This is a genomic window from Thermoleptolyngbya sp. PKUAC-SCTB121 (genome assembly GCF_016919485.1).
Classification (GTDB): Bacteria; Cyanobacteriota; Cyanobacteriia; order Elainellales; family Elainellaceae; genus Thermoleptolyngbya; species Thermoleptolyngbya sichuanensis.
In genome coordinates this window covers 2,786,344-2,802,305 of record NZ_CP070366.1, presented here as the reverse complement: position 1 = coordinate 2,802,305, position 15,962 = coordinate 2,786,344, and the positions used below count along the sequence as shown (strand labels likewise).

Annotated in this window: 7 protein-coding genes; 1 reads left to right on the top strand and 6 read right to left on the bottom strand. The window is 56.1% G+C overall.

Going from position 1 to position 15,962, the window contains the following annotated elements; genetic code table 11:
* Window positions 1-312: 312 nt before the first annotated feature.
* The 5 genes from JTM80_RS11535 to JTM80_RS11515 form a co-directional block, all read right to left on the bottom strand.
* On the bottom strand, window positions 313-1,626 hold the full coding sequence (locus tag JTM80_RS11535) for an NF041680 family putative transposase (protein ID WP_172353244.1): 1,314 nt from the start codon (window positions 1,624-1,626) through the stop codon (window positions 313-315).
* A gap of 1,537 nt (window positions 1,627-3,163) precedes the next feature.
* Window positions 3,164-5,551, bottom strand: a complete 2,388-nt coding sequence (locus tag JTM80_RS11530) for a DUF4912 domain-containing protein (protein ID WP_205369443.1) — start codon at window positions 5,549-5,551, stop codon at window positions 3,164-3,166.
* 236 nt (window positions 5,552-5,787) lie between these two features.
* Window positions 5,788-6,183 (bottom strand): hypothetical protein, encoded by a 396-nt coding sequence (locus JTM80_RS11525; protein ID WP_172357974.1) that lies wholly within the window; start codon window positions 6,181-6,183, stop codon window positions 5,788-5,790.
* Window positions 6,184-6,443: 260 nt separating this feature from the next.
* On the bottom strand, window positions 6,444-10,919 hold the full coding sequence (gene glgP / locus JTM80_RS11520; protein ID WP_205369441.1) for a glycogen/starch/alpha-glucan family phosphorylase: 4,476 nt from the start codon (window positions 10,917-10,919) through the stop codon (window positions 6,444-6,446).
* Window positions 10,920-11,875: 956 nt separating this feature from the next.
* Complete coding sequence (locus tag JTM80_RS11515; protein WP_172357976.1) at window positions 11,876-12,601, bottom strand: tetratricopeptide repeat protein; 726 nt, start codon at window positions 12,599-12,601, stop codon at window positions 11,876-11,878.
* 537 nt (window positions 12,602-13,138) lie between these two features.
* On the opposite strand from JTM80_RS11515, the gene JTM80_RS11510 reads away from it, so the two are divergent.
* Window positions 13,139-14,827 (top strand): CocE/NonD family hydrolase, encoded by a 1,689-nt coding sequence (locus JTM80_RS11510; protein ID WP_172357977.1) that lies wholly within the window; start codon window positions 13,139-13,141, stop codon window positions 14,825-14,827.
* A 444-nt stretch (window positions 14,828-15,271) separates the two neighbouring features.
* Here the strand turns inward: JTM80_RS11510 and JTM80_RS11505 are convergent, their stop codons facing one another.
* Entirely contained in the window at window positions 15,272-15,919 is a 648-nt protein-coding gene (locus JTM80_RS11505) for a PTPA-CTERM sorting domain-containing protein (RefSeq protein ID WP_172357978.1), read from the bottom strand.
* Window positions 15,920-15,962 lie beyond the last annotated feature (43 nt).

Sequence of the window (15,962 nt, the reverse complement as noted above, 5' to 3'; positions counted from 1 at the left end):
CTGAAAGACAAAACCTTCGGGGTTAGATTTCCCTAAATCCCCCTGAATTCGGAGGAAGTAAGGTCATCTCAGGCATAGTCGTCACAGGGGGCATCCCAGTTATGCAAACTCGCCCTCATCCCCCAACCCCTTCTCCCGTTTTGGGAGAAGGAGGTCTGGCTTAGTGGTGCAGAAAACTTTTTTGAGTCTCACGATGAACCTTTAGTTTGGACTAACTGGCATCACAATAATGCTCAACAGGATGCCATAAAGAATCTGCTCAACCGTTCATAACAGTTGAACTTAAGGAATTGGATACAATCCTGCTCGCAGTTAAGCTGCTGTTGCAACCGGACTGTTCAGGGATTGTTCGGATGTCTTGCGTTTCGAGGCTCGTTTTTTGACCATCGGATAGCAGGGACGAGGAGTTGGCTTGTGCCCCTTGCCTCGTCCTGGCGATTTACCACGAGGTTTAGGCGCAGGAGCAGGGGTGCCAATCGCTGCCAAAATGCCTGCAAACGCTTGTGCGACCCGACCCGGAGTCAACGTTTCTTGCGGTGCCTGCCAGGGCAAGGGGTGGTCAGTACAGTCCTTTCGCGCTAACCACAACTGCCAACTGAGCAACGGCATCAGGCTGCTCCACTGTTCGGTTGCCGATACAGAACTGAACTGGGGATGTGTCCAATATAGCCTCTGCTTGGCAAAGCGATACCAGTGTTCAATGGCAAAGCGACGGAGGTAGTGCAACCACAGGGTTTCTAACGGAGGCATCTGCTCACCCAGCCAAACTAACCACAAAGGAGCCAAGCGTCGCGTGCTGCTCTGTGTCTCCAGCACCTCCACGCGCAACACTTCCATTGCCCGTTTGGGGGATTTGCGGAAATGGTATGCACTCCAACGACTGACCCGCACTCGTCCCCAGTTGGGATCATCGACTTCAACGGTTTCGACCGGGACACTCCAAGTGTCAGGGTCATTGAGTTTCATCTTATGTCCATGCTTGGCAGGTGCGCCTCGCCCTCGATACGCTGGGGGCGCGCCATAGACACATCGATTGGATGTAACCCGCAGCAGCAAGTCTGCCTCAATCCCTGCCGTTTGGTTGACAAAACTGGCATTGCCGTACCCTCGGTCGTAGATCGCCAACGGACGCACCGCTAACTGCCGAGTCACTTGTTTGAGTTGGAATGCCGCTTTACTGGCGGGTGTTTCAAAGCTGGTGATGCGCTCATGCCGCAATGGTAATGCCCAACTGCCCCTGTCTTCAGCAATCCAGGCTAAGGTACTGTAGTTTTGTCCGGCTATCGGGGCATGTCCTGTTCTGCCTGATAAGGTGCGGTCTTTCAAACGCCTGGCAGCAGGACGGTTCCACCGACTCGCATCACCTGCCAACAACGGTTGCTGCTGAGTCGGTATCTGCTGCACCAACAGCTTCAGCACCTTTGAGCGGGGTAGGCGGCTATCGCGCAACGCTTCATAGGTGCTCGACCACTGGCGACGAAAGACAGGACTCTGCGATAGCCTCACAAACGACACGATGCACGCACTCACTAACACGGCATCCATCAGATCAAACAGGGCATCTCTGGCGTTTCCCAAGCTGGCATACAACGTTTGGCGAAATTGCTGAAGTTCGTTGAAAATCATGGGGTCAATGTTGGTTGTACTTCATTGACCTTACGGCAGTCGGTGCTTCTCATTGACTGCCTTCCTCTTCACCATTAGTCCAAACTAAAGATGAACAGTCTGAACGATCAAAATGGTGGCTGAAACCCACTGCCCTTGTTCGATTTTTCGAGAAATCCCAAGACCGCCATTTTTCGAGAATCCTTGATTTATGAGGATTTATAAGGGCTCCAGGAGTTTTCTGCACCACTAAGGGAGGTCTGGATTCAAAGTCCCTCTCTCAGAGCGGGAGAGGGATTTAGGGTGAGGGTGACACAAGTGGGATGCACTTGTCGTCACACGCTTTCCAGTAGTCGCTTTTAGTCGTAGCCAGTAGCGATTCAATGCACTTGCAAATACTCTGAGAAAATCCATCTCAAATCCGATTTAAATCGCTTTTAACCCAGATTGGAACTAGGCAAAAGCATTGCGTGATGATGGCAGATGTTACGAATTTGAGAGCATGTTTTGCTCTCAAGTCCATCACCATTTGTGATCACAAATGGTGATCGGCGAATGGGCAAGCTTAACAAATAAGTAAGGTCTGACCGAAACGGTTCAAACTCAGCAGTTCAATCTGAAAAGTTTCACCCGATGCTGCGCTAGATCTAGTACGAAGATGCTTCGGCAGGCCCTACTGAAGGGACACTTGCCAAACCTTCACCGTTCAGACCCTACCAAGCCAGACCATACTAAGTCAGACACTAAGTAGATAGACTAGATTAAAAACAGATCCTGAACCCTAGCGCCGCCCGCTGCGCGGGCGGCGCAGGGTTTTTGGGTTTTATGTTTATTAATGTCCACCTACTTACCAAGTAGCAATAGGCACTCATTTTAGTGTGACATGACTTTTTTAAAGTTAAGCTAAATCCTCAATAAAAGATTTTGAAGCGATGAGTTGTAGCAATATTTCAACTTAATTTAATAGCAGTTTCAAAGACTTTTCAATTACGTCTGTTTGACAAGTTTGAGTCCTGTGAATGCTGCTCAGATTTTATAAAAAATTCAGATTCAGGACTTACGCACTTGCGATATGCTCTTTGGGTTTTGGACGATTTCTGGAGGGCGCAGCCTGCGAGAGATCGTCCAACTGCGTAAGTCCTAAGATTATAAAAAACGCAGTAGCACGGCTCATATCAAATCTCCAAAGATCTGCTCCATATAAGAAGGAGCTAGGGAGCATGTCATCTTTGGAAGGAGGTATTTATACGCATAGGCTGTAATGCTCTATCTACGGGCTTTCAGCTACCCTGTTGCGCTATCACTCAAGTTCTGCCTCTGCAAAAGTGACATGCACCCAGGAGCTAGAGCTAGCCGCCATGAGCGGAGTCCTCAAAATCGATATCGCTGAAACAGCAGAAGAACCAAAATGTGGTCTATCTACTTACTTATTTCAGAGCAAAGAAGTTAAAAACAAGAGCGGCATGGAAACGCTTGACTGTCCCATGCCACTCATGATCGCGCTTTGAAAGCAGGCTAAAAACTGGCTGAAAACAGGCGAATAGAATGCGAACCCTCGCTATTCCTTGGTCACCACCACTTTGACAACGCCTTCGTTGTCCTCCAGGTGGGTATCCACAAAGAAGGCATCTAGCTTGGCCGGTTCCAGCACTTCCAGGTGCAGCACGTCGTCGTAGCCGTTCAGCGTAGACCAAGTTGCACCGACAGGAACGCCCGTCTTCTGGTTAATCACCTTGCCGTTGTAAATCCACAGGATGACCCACGGTTCGCCGGGATGGCCGACTTCGGCTTTGTAGTCAAAGGCTCCCTCTGCGATGCGGATAGCATATTTGCCGGGGGCCAGGTCGGTCTTGACCGCGATGTCGTTCTGAATGCGGCTGATTTCAAGGTCACTCAGCAGGAAGCAGTTTGCCTTGCTGTCTACCTTCAGGTCGGTGACGGAGGTATAGGTCGGCTGGGTCAAACCGGCGATCGCCGCACCACCTGCCGCCACGCCCCCCAGCACTGCACCCGCCGCCGGAATCCCATCGGCAAACACCGAAGGAACGCGCACATGCTCCGACCGTGCAGCAGGGAGCCAAGTGCCATCGGCAGCGGTGTAGCCCACCTCGGCCAAGTAGTCGCGATCGGGCGTGGCAATGGGCACATGATAATCCTGGTCTAGCTCCGACACGTCATAGGTTTTGACATCGTGGGCGGATTGCTTGTCCAGGTCAATGTTGGTCACGTCATACAGCTTCAGCTTAAAGTCGCGACCCCCTTTCGCTTTCAGGTCTGCCTTTTGCTCGTCGGGCACTTCCCAATAGGCGTAGGCTGTTTTGGAATCGCGGGGGGTTAGCACGATGCGGCCGGTCTTGTCCTTGCCTGCCAGCCCCACCAGCGCTGCCCCAGCGGCCGCCGCACCTCCCAGCACAGCCACGCCGGGGACACGAGCCGCCTGGACGAACTCACGAGTTTCGGGCGTTTCTACCACTGGCGCAATATCAGCCGCTTCCACTGGACAAGCGGGGACGCGCACATGTTCAGAGCGCACTGCCGGAAGCCAAGTGCCGTCGGCAGTGGTGTAGCCCACCTCCACCAGATAATCGCGATCGTCCACGGCGATGGGCAGGTGGCGATCCTGGTCGGTTTCTGCCACGTCAAACATCTGGACGCTGTGCGGCTCCTGACGATTCAGGTCGATGTCTGTCACGTCCAGCAGTTTCAGCTTTAGATCTCGACCACCCCGACGCTTTAGGTCAGCCTTCTGATCGTCCGTCAGTTCCCAATAGGCGTAGGCATCTCGACAATTGTAAGGCGTTAGCACCACACGGCTGCTGGGGCGTACCGGGGGCGGCAGGGGCACGGGCGGCGCGGCCACCACGGGCGCAGGCGCGGCTTTGGGACGAGTCAGCCACCACAGCAAGCCGCCCGCGGCCGCTAGCAGCGGCAACAGCCACCAGGGAAAGCCGCCCCGTGCTGGAGCAGTTTCTGCTGGAGCAGCCGCAACGGTTTCCGTGGGAGTTGGGGTCGGTGTGGGGGAGGGAGATTCAGCAACCGGGCTGGGCGAAGGCGATGCCGCAGGGCTGGCTGCTGCAAACACTTCCTGACCCGGTGCGGTGGTGGCAAATCCAAGCAGGGCTTCGCTGCCGGGGTTCAAATCCTTGTAAACATAGGCGCGGGGCTGGGAGTAGGGATAGCGGGGGTCGTCCGGCAAGGTTTTGTGCATGGGCACGATCTTGACAGCGCTGTTGCCAATGGCCTGATCGGCGATCGTATAGCTGATGCCGTTTTCGCCCAGTTCCGCTGTTACGGCTTCGGTGGTGTCTTCTGCAACCTGCACACCGTTCGCTCCGACTGCAATCGGCCCACCTGCAAACACCTCCTTAAAAACATCGTAGCCACTTAGAGCAAAGCGGGTGTCGCTAGAGTCTGGGCGATCGACAAACTTAATTGGCAGGTTTGGGCCACCCACTTCTGACCAGTTGGTGATTTCGCCCTTAAACATCCGAGCGAATTGCTCAAAGGTGAGGTCGCCGTCAAAGGCGCTGTTGGGGCCGACAATCACGGCAATCTTTTCGCGCTCTAGCTTTTCTTCTCGGAAGCCCTTGGCCCGGTCTGCTTCGGTCAGGGGGCGACCGATGGCCGCAATGTCGATGTTGCCCGCGTCGAGTGCCTCTAGCGCTGGGATACTGCCGCTTTCGGCCAGTTCTACTCTAGACCCGCTGTATTTGCCCTCAAAGCGACCCTTAAGCCCCTCATTGGGGACGCGCATACTGCTGGAGCCATCTACCCGCACGACGGTATCTGCGGGCAGGGAGTCGGGCAGGGTGAACTGGGGCGCTTGGGCAATGACTTGGGAAATCAGCGTGGGGCGGCGATTCAGCGATGCGGCGATCGCATCTGTAGCGGCGGCTAGCGTTAGCACCGTAGCCGATAGTCGAAGGACAGAAGAGTTTAAGCGCATGATTAATCAACCGAAGTAAGTGGGGCAAATGTTGAGAAACTATAATGTTGAGAAACTATTAGGAGATGCAGGTAGGAAATCAGGAAACGTTTAGAAAACAGCCATTGAAACTGCGTGTCATCCTACGAGGGCTACGGGTCGCACTTTTCGCTACAATCCTGCTCAGCGAATCAACCCGAAATCAACGCTCAGAACACTGCTCAGTGAACTCAGCAACACTTAGAAAGCTCAGAAAACTAGTGCTTGGCGACGGTTAAAAAAAGTTCACCCGTGTTGTCTTCTAGATAGGTGTCAAAAAAGAAAGCAGACACTGTAGTCTGCCCTTTGACCTCCAGCGTCACTGCATCTTCGTAGCCGTTTAGCGAAACCCAGGTCGCGCCTACGGAAACCCCCGTGTCTCGATTAGTGAATGGGCCGCCATAGATCCACAGCAGCACCAGAGGCTCACCAGAGTGTCCACTCAGTCCGCGATAGCTAAAGGTTCCACTCTTGATTTTCAGCGTGTAAACACCTGGCTCTAAAACGGTGGAAACCGCAACTTCCTTTTGCAGCTTCTCCATTTGCTCAGGCGTGAAAAAATAGCAGTTCCGCTGACTGTGAACATCCAGTTCGGCGACGACAGTACCCACCATTGCTAACCTCTTGTACTAAAACAAAAACAGCTTGAACTCATTCAAAAATGTCAACTGGCAACTTTACCTGAAGCCATCAAAAAGTAATGAAATCGAGATGATAACTTTTCTTTTTCAAGCGTGGATTATACGGGTTTATGAACTGAGTGTAAAGTTCATAGACGCTGCGTAAGTAGGGAAAAAATCTTCTAGCTCACGCAGCGTCTCTTGCATTTGTTTCACATCCCGACAATCAAACCTAAACCCCTGCTAGCAGGAGACTAGCCGGGAAGCGACATCGAGGATTGCAGCGGGCTGGTGGCAATTTTCCAGATGGACTGGCTGTAGCCACAAATCGCGCGATCGCTCGAAAAGTAGCCCGCCCGCGCCGCCGTCAGGATGGATTTGCGTGTCCAGCCCTCGACATCGCCGTAGGCTGTTGCGACTCGCTCTTGAGCGGCTACATAGGCGGCATAATCTGCCAGCACGCCGTAGGGGTCGCCGTAGAGTAGCCGATCCAGCAGCGGGCGGAACAGGCCGCCGTCGCCATAGGAGAACGCTCCCGACGCGATCTGGTCGATGGCCTGCTTCAGTTCGGGCATCGATTCGTACAGGTGATAGCGGTTGTGGTCGCCTTCGTAGAGCGGCAGGGACTCTGCCGCCGTCCGCCCAAACAGGAAACTGTTTTCTGCGCCGACGGCATCTGCCAGTTCTAGGTTAGAGCCGTCCAGCGTGCCCAATAGCAGGCCGCCGTTGAGGGCGGCGATCAGGTTGCCCGTGGCAGAGGCTTCTGTGCCTGCCGTGGCGATGAATTCCGCCACATCGGCCGCCGGGAAAATCACCTGGCTATTTTTGATGGTGAAGTCTTTGATAAAGACCACTTTGAGGCGATCGCCCACGTACCCATCTGCGTTCACCGTTTCCGCCACCGCATTGATCAGCTTGATCATCAGCTTGGCTGTGGCATAGTCTGGCGCGGCTTTGCCCGCAAACAGCACGGTACGCGGCGTGAAGGCAGCCCCCGGATTTGCCTTAATCCGGTTGTAAAGCGTCACCACATGCAGCAGGTTGAGGTGCTGGCGCTTATGCTCGTGGATTTCATTCGCTTGTAGGTCAAACAGGCTCATCGGATCCACCGAAAGTCCCCACTGCTGCTGGATGAGTTCCACAAGCAACTGCTTTGCCATCAGCTTGGCCTGTCGCCACTGCGCCCGAAACTCCGCATCTTCGGCATAGGCCTCCAGATCCTTCAGCGTTTCCAGGTGCGTCACCCAGCCGCTGCTCAGCTTTTGGGTGATCAGGTTGGATAGGGGCGGATTGCTCAGCGCCAAGAAGCGGCGCGGCGACACGCCGTTGGTCTGGTTGCTAAATTTCTGCGGCATCAGTTCAGCAAAATCAGCGAACTTTTGCTTCAGCAACTCGGTATGCTGGGCCGACACGCCGTTGACCGCGTAGCTGCTGAGCAGCGCCAGATTCACCAGACGGAAGTGCTTTTCGCCCGCTTCATCCACCAGCGACAGGCGAATCACCTTGCCCTCGTCGCCGGGATACTGCTCGCGCACTGTGCCCAAAAATCGGCTGTTGAGGTCTAGCAGAATCTCGAAGTGGCGCGGGAACAGCTTTTGCACCGTCGGCAGCGAGTAGTGGTTGGAGTCCAACGCCTCCGGCAGCAGGCTGTGGTTGGTGTAGGCAAACGTTTTGCAGGTGATGTCCCAGGCCTGATCCCACTCCAGCCCGTGCCCGTCCATCAGCAGGCGCATCAGTTCGGGAATGGCAATGATTGGGTCAGTGTCGTTGATTTGGATCGTCACTCGTTCTGGCAGGGTGTGGATGCTGCCGCCTGCCTCTAGGTGTCGGCGAATTGCATCTTGCAGCGAGGCAGACACAAAGAAGAACTGCTGCCGCAGGCGCACTTCCCGGCCGTATTCCTCCATGTCGCTGGGATACAGCACCTTGGATAGGTTGGCATCGGTTTCTGCCTTCCACAGGCGCAGCAGGCTGGCCGCGCCAGAGCGATAGCCTGGAATCAGGGTGTCGTAGGGGATGGCGCGAATGGCTTCGTCGGGAACCCAGCGCATCCGGTAGCGGCCATCGACATCCATGTAGGCTTCGCTGCGGCCGCCAAACAGCACGTTCACCGCTGCTTCCGGGCGCTCAATTTCCCAGGGGTTGCCGTTTTTCAGCCATTCGTCCACGACTTCGACCTGCCAGCCGTCGCTGAAGTCTTGGTCGAAAATGCCGAACTCGTAGCGGATGCCGTAGCCGATCGCCGGAATGGTGGCCGTCGCCAGCGAGTCGAGGTAGCAAATCATCAGCCGACCCAGCCCGCCGCGGCCCAGACCGGGTTCTTCTTCCAGCGCGATCAGGTTCTCCAGGGTAATGCCCAGTTCGGCTAGCGAAGTCTGCGCTTCGGGCGACAGACCCATTGCGAACAGATTATTGGCTAGGTGGGGCCCGGGCAGATATTCTGCCGAAAGCTCAATCACCAAGCGATCGCCCAGGGTGGCCCAATCCGTCTCTGGCGTTCTCAGGGCAAACAGGCGATCGCGCACCACGTAGGACAGCGCCATGTACTTGTCCCAGGGTTCTGCCGTGTCCAGCGTCTTGCCGCAACGATGCATCAGCGCGTCCAAAAAGGCTTGCTTCAGCGTTCCATCGGTGGGTTCTACGAGCATTTCTGGAACGGGTTCCACAATGGGTTCCGCAGCGGGTTCCGTGACTGGTTCATTCGAGAGGGCGATCGCAGGCTTAATGGTTTCCGTGACGGGTTCTGCAACGGATTCCATCACGGGTTCCATAATCGGTTCCATCACGGGTTCGATCACTGTTTCGATGACCGTTTCCGTTACTGTGTCAATTACCTCCTCGACTGTTTCCGCCACAGGTTCCGCTACCGATTCCACGATTGGCGCAACGGCTTCTTCAACCGATTCCTTCAGCGCTTCAAAGGAGTCGGCCACGGGCGCTTCGGGAACGGGCTGCTGCGTCAGCTCAATCACCTCTTCCGTGCTGATCAGTTCTACAATTTCGGGTTCCGTCACCGCAGGCGGCTCTACGGGCGCGGGCGCGATGACCTCCGGCTCTGGCGTGACGATGGGAACGGGGGTATAGCCAGGGCGCACAAAGGTTGGGCGCAGTTCCACGACTTTATTAAATGCGGCCCGGGCATCGTCCTCGCGACCCAGCAGCACTAGGGTTTCGCCTTTGCCAATCCAGGCTTCGGTGAGGTCGGGCTGGAGGGCGATCGCCCGGTCAAAGCTTTCGATGGCAGGTTCATGGCGGCCCAGCCCGGCCAGGGCCAGCCCCCGATTCAGCCAGATCAGCGCGTCGTTGGATTCTGCCTCGACGACTTCATCCAGGTAGGGCAGCGCTTCGGCATAGCGGCCACCTTCCACCAGCTTGGAGGCCTGGATAAACAGCGCAGGCACGTCCACCACGCGAGGAGCGACCACAGGCTCCGCAGGAACGACGGGTTCCATCACGGGCTGCGGCGCAACGACGGGTTCTGCGGTGACCGTTTCCGCAACCACAGGCTCCGCCATTTCCGTAACCACAGGCTCCACCTGGGTTTCTGCTTTGGGTGCAGGTGGCGGAACCATTGACGACTGCTGTACATCCTTGGCCGCCGGGCCGCGCTTGGCCAGCCAGCCACCCAGCCAGCGGGCCGCCAGCGCCAGCAGCGCCAGAGGCAGCAGCAGCCACAGCCAGCCGGGAAGTCCACGTCGCTCTGCCACTACAGCATCATCGGCGGTCTGGGCCACGGTTTCGACCACGGGTTCCGCAACTTTCTTGACCCCGCGGCCGGTGGCAATCGCCTTGGCCTCTTCTAGCTTGGCGGCGGCGATCGCCGACTGACCCGTCTCGCCCTGAGCCAGTCCCAGAAACGAGGCGATCGCCGTGCTGCCGTCGCGATAGGCATAGCCACGGGGCACGGTGTAGGGATAAATCGTGTCTTCGGGCAGGGTTTCTTGCAGCACGCCGATTTTTACGGGGCGGGCTTTGGTCTGGTTGGTGAGCTGGCTGGCGATCGCATAGCTAATGCCATCTTTCCCCAGCAGGCGAATCACTTCGGCGGTGTCGTCTTTGTCTAGGCGCACCACGTTGTCGCCCAGCGCCACCTCGGTATTCTGCAAAATGCCGTATTTGCCCAAGGCCAGGCGGGTGTCGCTGTCCAGCGGGCGATCGATGAAGCGGATCGGCCCCGGTTCGCCGCCAACCTCTGACCAGTCGGTGATTTCGCCCCGGAAGATTTGGGCAAACTGCTCAACGGTCAGCACGCCGTCAAAGGGATTGTTTTTGCCAACGATAATGGCAATTTTTTCCAGGCTGATGGGAATTTCCTTCAGGCCCTTGAGCTTTTCGGTGCGGGTGAGGGGACGGGCGATCGCCGCTAGGTCAATGTCGCCCTCCAGCAGTTTCTCAATTGCTGCCTCGGTGCCGCTTGCGTCGATGGTGACTTCGCTGCCTGCGACTTCCTGCTCGTAATATTTCTTGAGTGCCCGGTTGATAGGCAGCATCGTGGGCGAACCGTCGATCCGCACATTCAGATCCTCTGCCAAAACGTCCGCCACCGTGTTGGGGGCCGCCGGACTCAGCGCAACTTCAGCGAACAGTGGGACAGGCTGGAACGGAGCAGTTTGGGCGATTCGCGGAGCGATCTCTGCGGAAATCGCCGCCGGGCCAAACAGCAGAACTGATGCCGCTGTGGAGCAGAGCGCAAGGCAAAACGTTGGGAAAAATCGCTGGGGTCGCATCATCGAAGGTCACCGATAGGATTGGCACTACGGACAAACACTAAGCTGCCTTTCTAAATACAGAAAATAGACGCTCTGAAAAGCAGGCTCCTTAGGCTCCTTAAAAGCGAGTTATTAAAGCAGACACAATATGCAACTTGCAACTTTCCGCCTTCCCTCATTCCCCAACCCTTCCCCGACAGGGTGTCACTGGGTACACCCATCTCGATTGTTTGCATCAGGCTTTGAAAGATCCCCCTTAAATCCCCCTTACTAAGGGGGACTTCCGATCCAGTTCCCCTCATATTTAAGGGGGGTTAGAAGGGATCATTTCCCCTCTTGCTAAGGGGGGCTAGGGGGGATCATCTCTCCGTTTAAGGGGGGCTAGAGGGGATCATTTCCCCCTTGCTTAAGGGGGGCTAGGGGGGATCAGTTCCCCCCTTGCTAAGGGGGGCTAGGGGGGATCAAAGCATCGCCGCTCAAGCCTAGAAGACTGGTGTGTACACAACAGCCTACATGGCGAGTAGGAGAGCCAGAGTGGCTTGAATCCCTCTCCTGCTCTGGGCTTAGAGCCTTCGGCATACCAGAGACGGGTGAGAGGGATCGGCAAAGTTGCACACCTCGCTAAAGCAGTTAAAGCAGTCGTTTAAGCAATAACCTGTGAACAGGCAAGCCCTTTGCGCTTGGACACCAGCCCGGTGCCAAGCTGCTAAAGATACTCTCAGAAAGTATCGGAAACGGTAAGTTCTGCTGGATACACCCCAACCGGGGGCGGTGAAGGTGGGGTGTGAAAAGGATATGACCACAAAAAAGACCGCCTAGGGGCGGCCGCTGCTGGAATAAACCTCTTGTGTGAATCGTTGAGCAGCACCGCCGCTCAACGATTCACGCTCTCAGAAAAGCATTTATGCAAGAGGTCTAATGTAGATGAAAAATGCTTGTTTAGGGGAGACGGCAAGCCTCCAAGGGGTTTAGTTCGATTACCGAACGCCTCCTCCAGGAAAAGCCCCAGAAGGAATAGGGCTGACCTCCGCTTGAACCACGACGATCAGGTCGCGCAACATCTGCGCCATCTCCTGGTTGCCCTGCCGTTCGTAGGCGGCGGCGGCTCGCTCATAGGCAGAAACGATGCTGCGAGCTTCTTCTGGCTTCAGCCGTCTGGCATCGTCATAGAGCAGATTGCCAAGTTCCACGTAGGCTTCGGGGCTTTGCGGGTCGGCACGAATGGCTTCATTGAAGGCGGCGATCGCCCCAGCATAGTCGCCCTCCTGGTTCAACTGAACGCCGCGCGAAAAGGCCAAGTCATAGGCTGTCGCAATCCGCACGTTCACGGTGTAGGTTCCTGCCTGACCGTAGGGCGACTGTGCGAGGATTTTGTACGCGCCGCTGGTCGGTAGCGTCGTGACGATCATTGGGCCACTCGTGCGGCCGTAGTATTCATTTCTGGCGACTTCATCGCCGTTGGGCGCAATCAGCACCACCGCACCCGAAAAGCCGTCCGTGCGGAGGGCGATCGCCACGGTCTGCCCTGCTGTCCCCGCGAAGGTGTGCGTCCCCACCAGAGGTTGCAGGTTTCCTTCCTGGTAGAGAATCCAGCCGTTGGCCAGGGCCCGCTGAAGGGGTAGCCCCAGCGATACGCAACTTAGCCCGGTGGAGAGTGCCAGCAGCAGCCCCAGCCGCTTATATTGAAACCGTTGACTTTTCATAGAAACGTCCTTATCGCTAACCTGGGAATAATCTGGGAATAACCGAGAGAGAATGCGAATGAATTGCGAATAGACAGGATACAGTCTCGAAATCTTTGATCAGAAGAAGAGCAAGGTGATCCTGACCAAAATCGTGACTCAAACGTGCTTACGCTAACGCGACCTAACGCGGCCTTAGCCAGTCGTGATTGGTTTAGCCAGTGGTGATTTATTTAGCCAGTAGTAATTTATATAGTCTTGATTCGCGGGAGAGTGGACACTCAGAGTGGTTTCAACAGCGCCCATGATAGTGACAGGATTCACATTCAGGTCTGAAATTTCCTTACAATTCTGGAAATTTTTTGTAAGGAACTCGGTATTTTCCCCCAGTTGACCCAGCCATGAAGCTAGCTTGAAGTCGAGTTAAAGTCTTCAAGTCAGCCTTACCAAGTTAACGTCACCAAGTTAACGTCACCAATCAACGTCACTGAGGGGTTCCTGATGTCGCCTTCCGATCACTCCCTGCTTATAGTGCCCCCTTCTCCCTGCGATTCCGCTATGCTGCCTGTATTGCCCAAGAAAACTGCGTCCATGTACACCCGCGACCGAGTGCGCCTGGATGCGGATGTCTACTATCCCGATGCAGAGGGGCCGTTTCCGGTGCTGCTGATGCGGCAGCCCTACGGACGGGCGATCGCCTCTACGGTGGTCTATGCTCATCCCGCCTGGTATGCTGCCCACGGCTACATCGTGGTCATTCAGGACGTGCGCGGGCGCGGGACATCGGAGGGCGAGTTCCACCTATTTGCCCACGAAATCGAGGACGGAGCCGACACGGTGGAATGGGCCTCCCAGCTTCCCGGCAGCGATGGGCAGGTGGGGATGTACGGCTTTTCTTACCAGGGCATGACCCAGCTCTACGCGGCGATCGCCCAGCCCTCTGCCCTCCGCACCATCTGTCCCAGCATGGTCGCCTTTGACCTCTATGCCGATTGGGCCTACGAAGGCGGAGCCTTTTGCTATCAGAACAATCTCAGTTGGGCGCTGCAACTGGCCAGCGAAACCGCCCGCCGCCAAGGTGACCCAGAAGCCTACGAAGCGCTGTATGCCGTGGCCCATGCGCCGTTTAAGGTCGATCCGGTCTGTCCCCGCTCGGAACTGCTGGAACGCCTCGCGCCCGACTCCTTTTATCACGACTGGCTGAGCAACCCCGACCCCACGGCAGACTATTGGCGACGGCTTTCCCCCAAGACCTATTGGGGCGAGGTCGATTTGCCCATGCTGCATATTGGCGGCTGGTTTGACACACACCTGCGGGGCACGCTGCGGCTCTATCGCTCGATGGCGGCCCGCAGCAGCTATCTCCAGCACCTCTGGGTGGGGCCCTGGGCGCACTTGCCTTGGGGGCGGCGCGTGGGCAGCGTAGACTACGGCCCGGCGGCCAGTTCGCCCATCGACCAGGTGCAGATCCGCTGGTTTGACCAGTTTTTGAAGGGCATCGACTCCGAGCTAATGCACGAGTCGCCGGTGCATTTGTTTGATTTGGGAACTCACCAGTGGCGATCGCTCGGTGCGTTTCCCAATCCGCCCAAGACCCCGCTCTGGCTAGCAGGCAACGGCCTGGCGGCCATGGGCGACGAACACGGTGCGCTAACCCCTCAGGGAGGCGCAGCAGGGACGGATACGGATCGAGGCGCAGCAATCCCCGACAGCTTTGTCCACGACCCGTGGCGGCCTGTGCCCGCGCTGGGCGGACATGCAACTGTGCCGCCGGGCCCGGTCGATCGGTCTGCGCTGGATAGCCGCACGGATGTCGTTACCTACACCAGCGAACCGCTCGCCGATGACCTGCTGATCGCTGGAGAAATTTTGGTAGATGTGTGCTGCAACGCAGACACCTTTAGCTTTGACCTGGGCGCGGCGCTGTCGGAAGTGAAACCCAACGGCACGGTGCTGCAATTCACCCAGGGCTATCTGCGAATTGGCACACACTACCCCGCCCAGCCCGCGCCGCGCTACACAATCGCCCTCCAGCCCACCTGCATCCAGCTTCCCAAGGGCAGCGCCCTGCGTCTCAGCCTCAGCGGAGCCAGTTCGCCCGCCTATCCGGTAAATGCAGGCGGCGGCACGCTCCCTGCTGATAGCCAACTGATGGAGGCACGGGTAATCACGGTGTCGGTGTATTCTGGCACGACGGACACGCCTTCGCGGGTGATGCTGCCTGTGGTCAAGTCTGTGGATTTGTAGAACCTTATATTTTCAGGACTTACGCACTTGCGATAAGCCCTCCGAATTTTAGACAATCTCCTGTAGGATGCGTCCGTGAGAAATTGTCCAACTGCATAAGTCCTAATTTGGTAAAGCGTTGTAGCAGCCGGGTTGCCTAGCTTTCTCAGGTAAGGCACAGACGTTAGGGGTTTTTACCTGAGATCCGGTTGACAAGACGCAGCGGAGCAGACGTGCATGAGCGGCCCGCCAATCCCCTCTCACTACAAACCAAACCAAAACAGGACTTACGCAATCGCAATAAGTTTTCTAGGTTTTGACGATTTTTCGCGGGCTGCGCCCGCGAAAAATCGTCCAATCGCGTAAGTCCTACAAAAAAGAGCCACAGCACACCCGTGCTGTGGCTTCGTCAAAACATGCCTAGCGACTTACAAAACGGCGATGTCACCCGACATCAATTGCGGCTCAAACCTCAGCATCCAGGGTTTCTTCTTCCGCTTCCCTCCGCTTCCGCAGCGCCGCCGCCCCCATCGCCATCAGCCCCGGCAACAGCGCTGGAGTGGGAACAGCTTCTGCGGAAATAGAATATGACCGCCGCTCCCCAGGATTAGTCCAGCGCAACTGAGCAGTTAGTAAACCTTGACCTAGGATGCTCCCTTCAGCATTCCTAAAGTTACCAAACAGCTCAACATCAACTGGACGAAAGTTTCCATTCTTACTGCCGACCAACACTGTGGCACTCGAAAGGTCAAACAATAAATCTGGAGCGATGTCTAAGAAGGCATTCACAGGGACAGAAACGCCTCCCATGAATGTCAAATCCTGGATGGTTCCGACCTTCCCTATGTAGGGCACAAAGCCCCCTGTGCCACCCGTGACTTTAATTTGTCCTGTACCAGAACTAGCTGCAAAATCCAGCTTGTCCACTACTGGGGAAAGCCCGTCGAATCCAGATCCAATAACTAGTACCCCGAAGCCGGGTTCATTGGAAATGTCAATCGTGTCTCCAGGCCTAATAGCAGCAGCCTGTGTAGAGGGAGCAGCAGATAATGCACCCGCCGCAACGACTGCGGCGAGGGCAACTGCCTTCAATCCAAAATTTCTTAAGTTCATAGTTAAAACCTACCTTTATGCACGTTTGTTGAACGTGAACCGT

Excerpts from the sequence above, each read along its gene's own strand:
- JTM80_RS11535 (WP_172353244.1), bottom strand. The coding sequence starts at position 1,626 with ATGATTTTCAACGAACTTCAGCAATTTCGCCAAACGTTGTATGCCAGC.
- JTM80_RS11530 (WP_205369443.1), bottom strand. The coding sequence starts at position 5,551 with ATGCGCTTAAACTCTTCTGTCCTTCGACTATCGGCTACGGTGCTAACG.
- JTM80_RS11525 (WP_172357974.1), bottom strand. The coding sequence starts at position 6,183 with ATGGTGGGTACTGTCGTCGCCGAACTGGATGTTCACAGTCAGCGGAAC.
- glgP (WP_205369441.1), bottom strand. The coding sequence starts at position 10,919 with ATGATGCGACCCCAGCGATTTTTCCCAACGTTTTGCCTTGCGCTCTGC.
- JTM80_RS11515 (WP_172357976.1), bottom strand. The coding sequence starts at position 12,601 with ATGAAAAGTCAACGGTTTCAATATAAGCGGCTGGGGCTGCTGCTGGCA.
- JTM80_RS11510 (WP_172357977.1), top strand. The coding sequence starts at position 13,139 with ATGCTGCCTGTATTGCCCAAGAAAACTGCGTCCATGTACACCCGCGAC.
- JTM80_RS11505 (WP_172357978.1), bottom strand. The coding sequence starts at position 15,919 with ATGAACTTAAGAAATTTTGGATTGAAGGCAGTTGCCCTCGCCGCAGTC.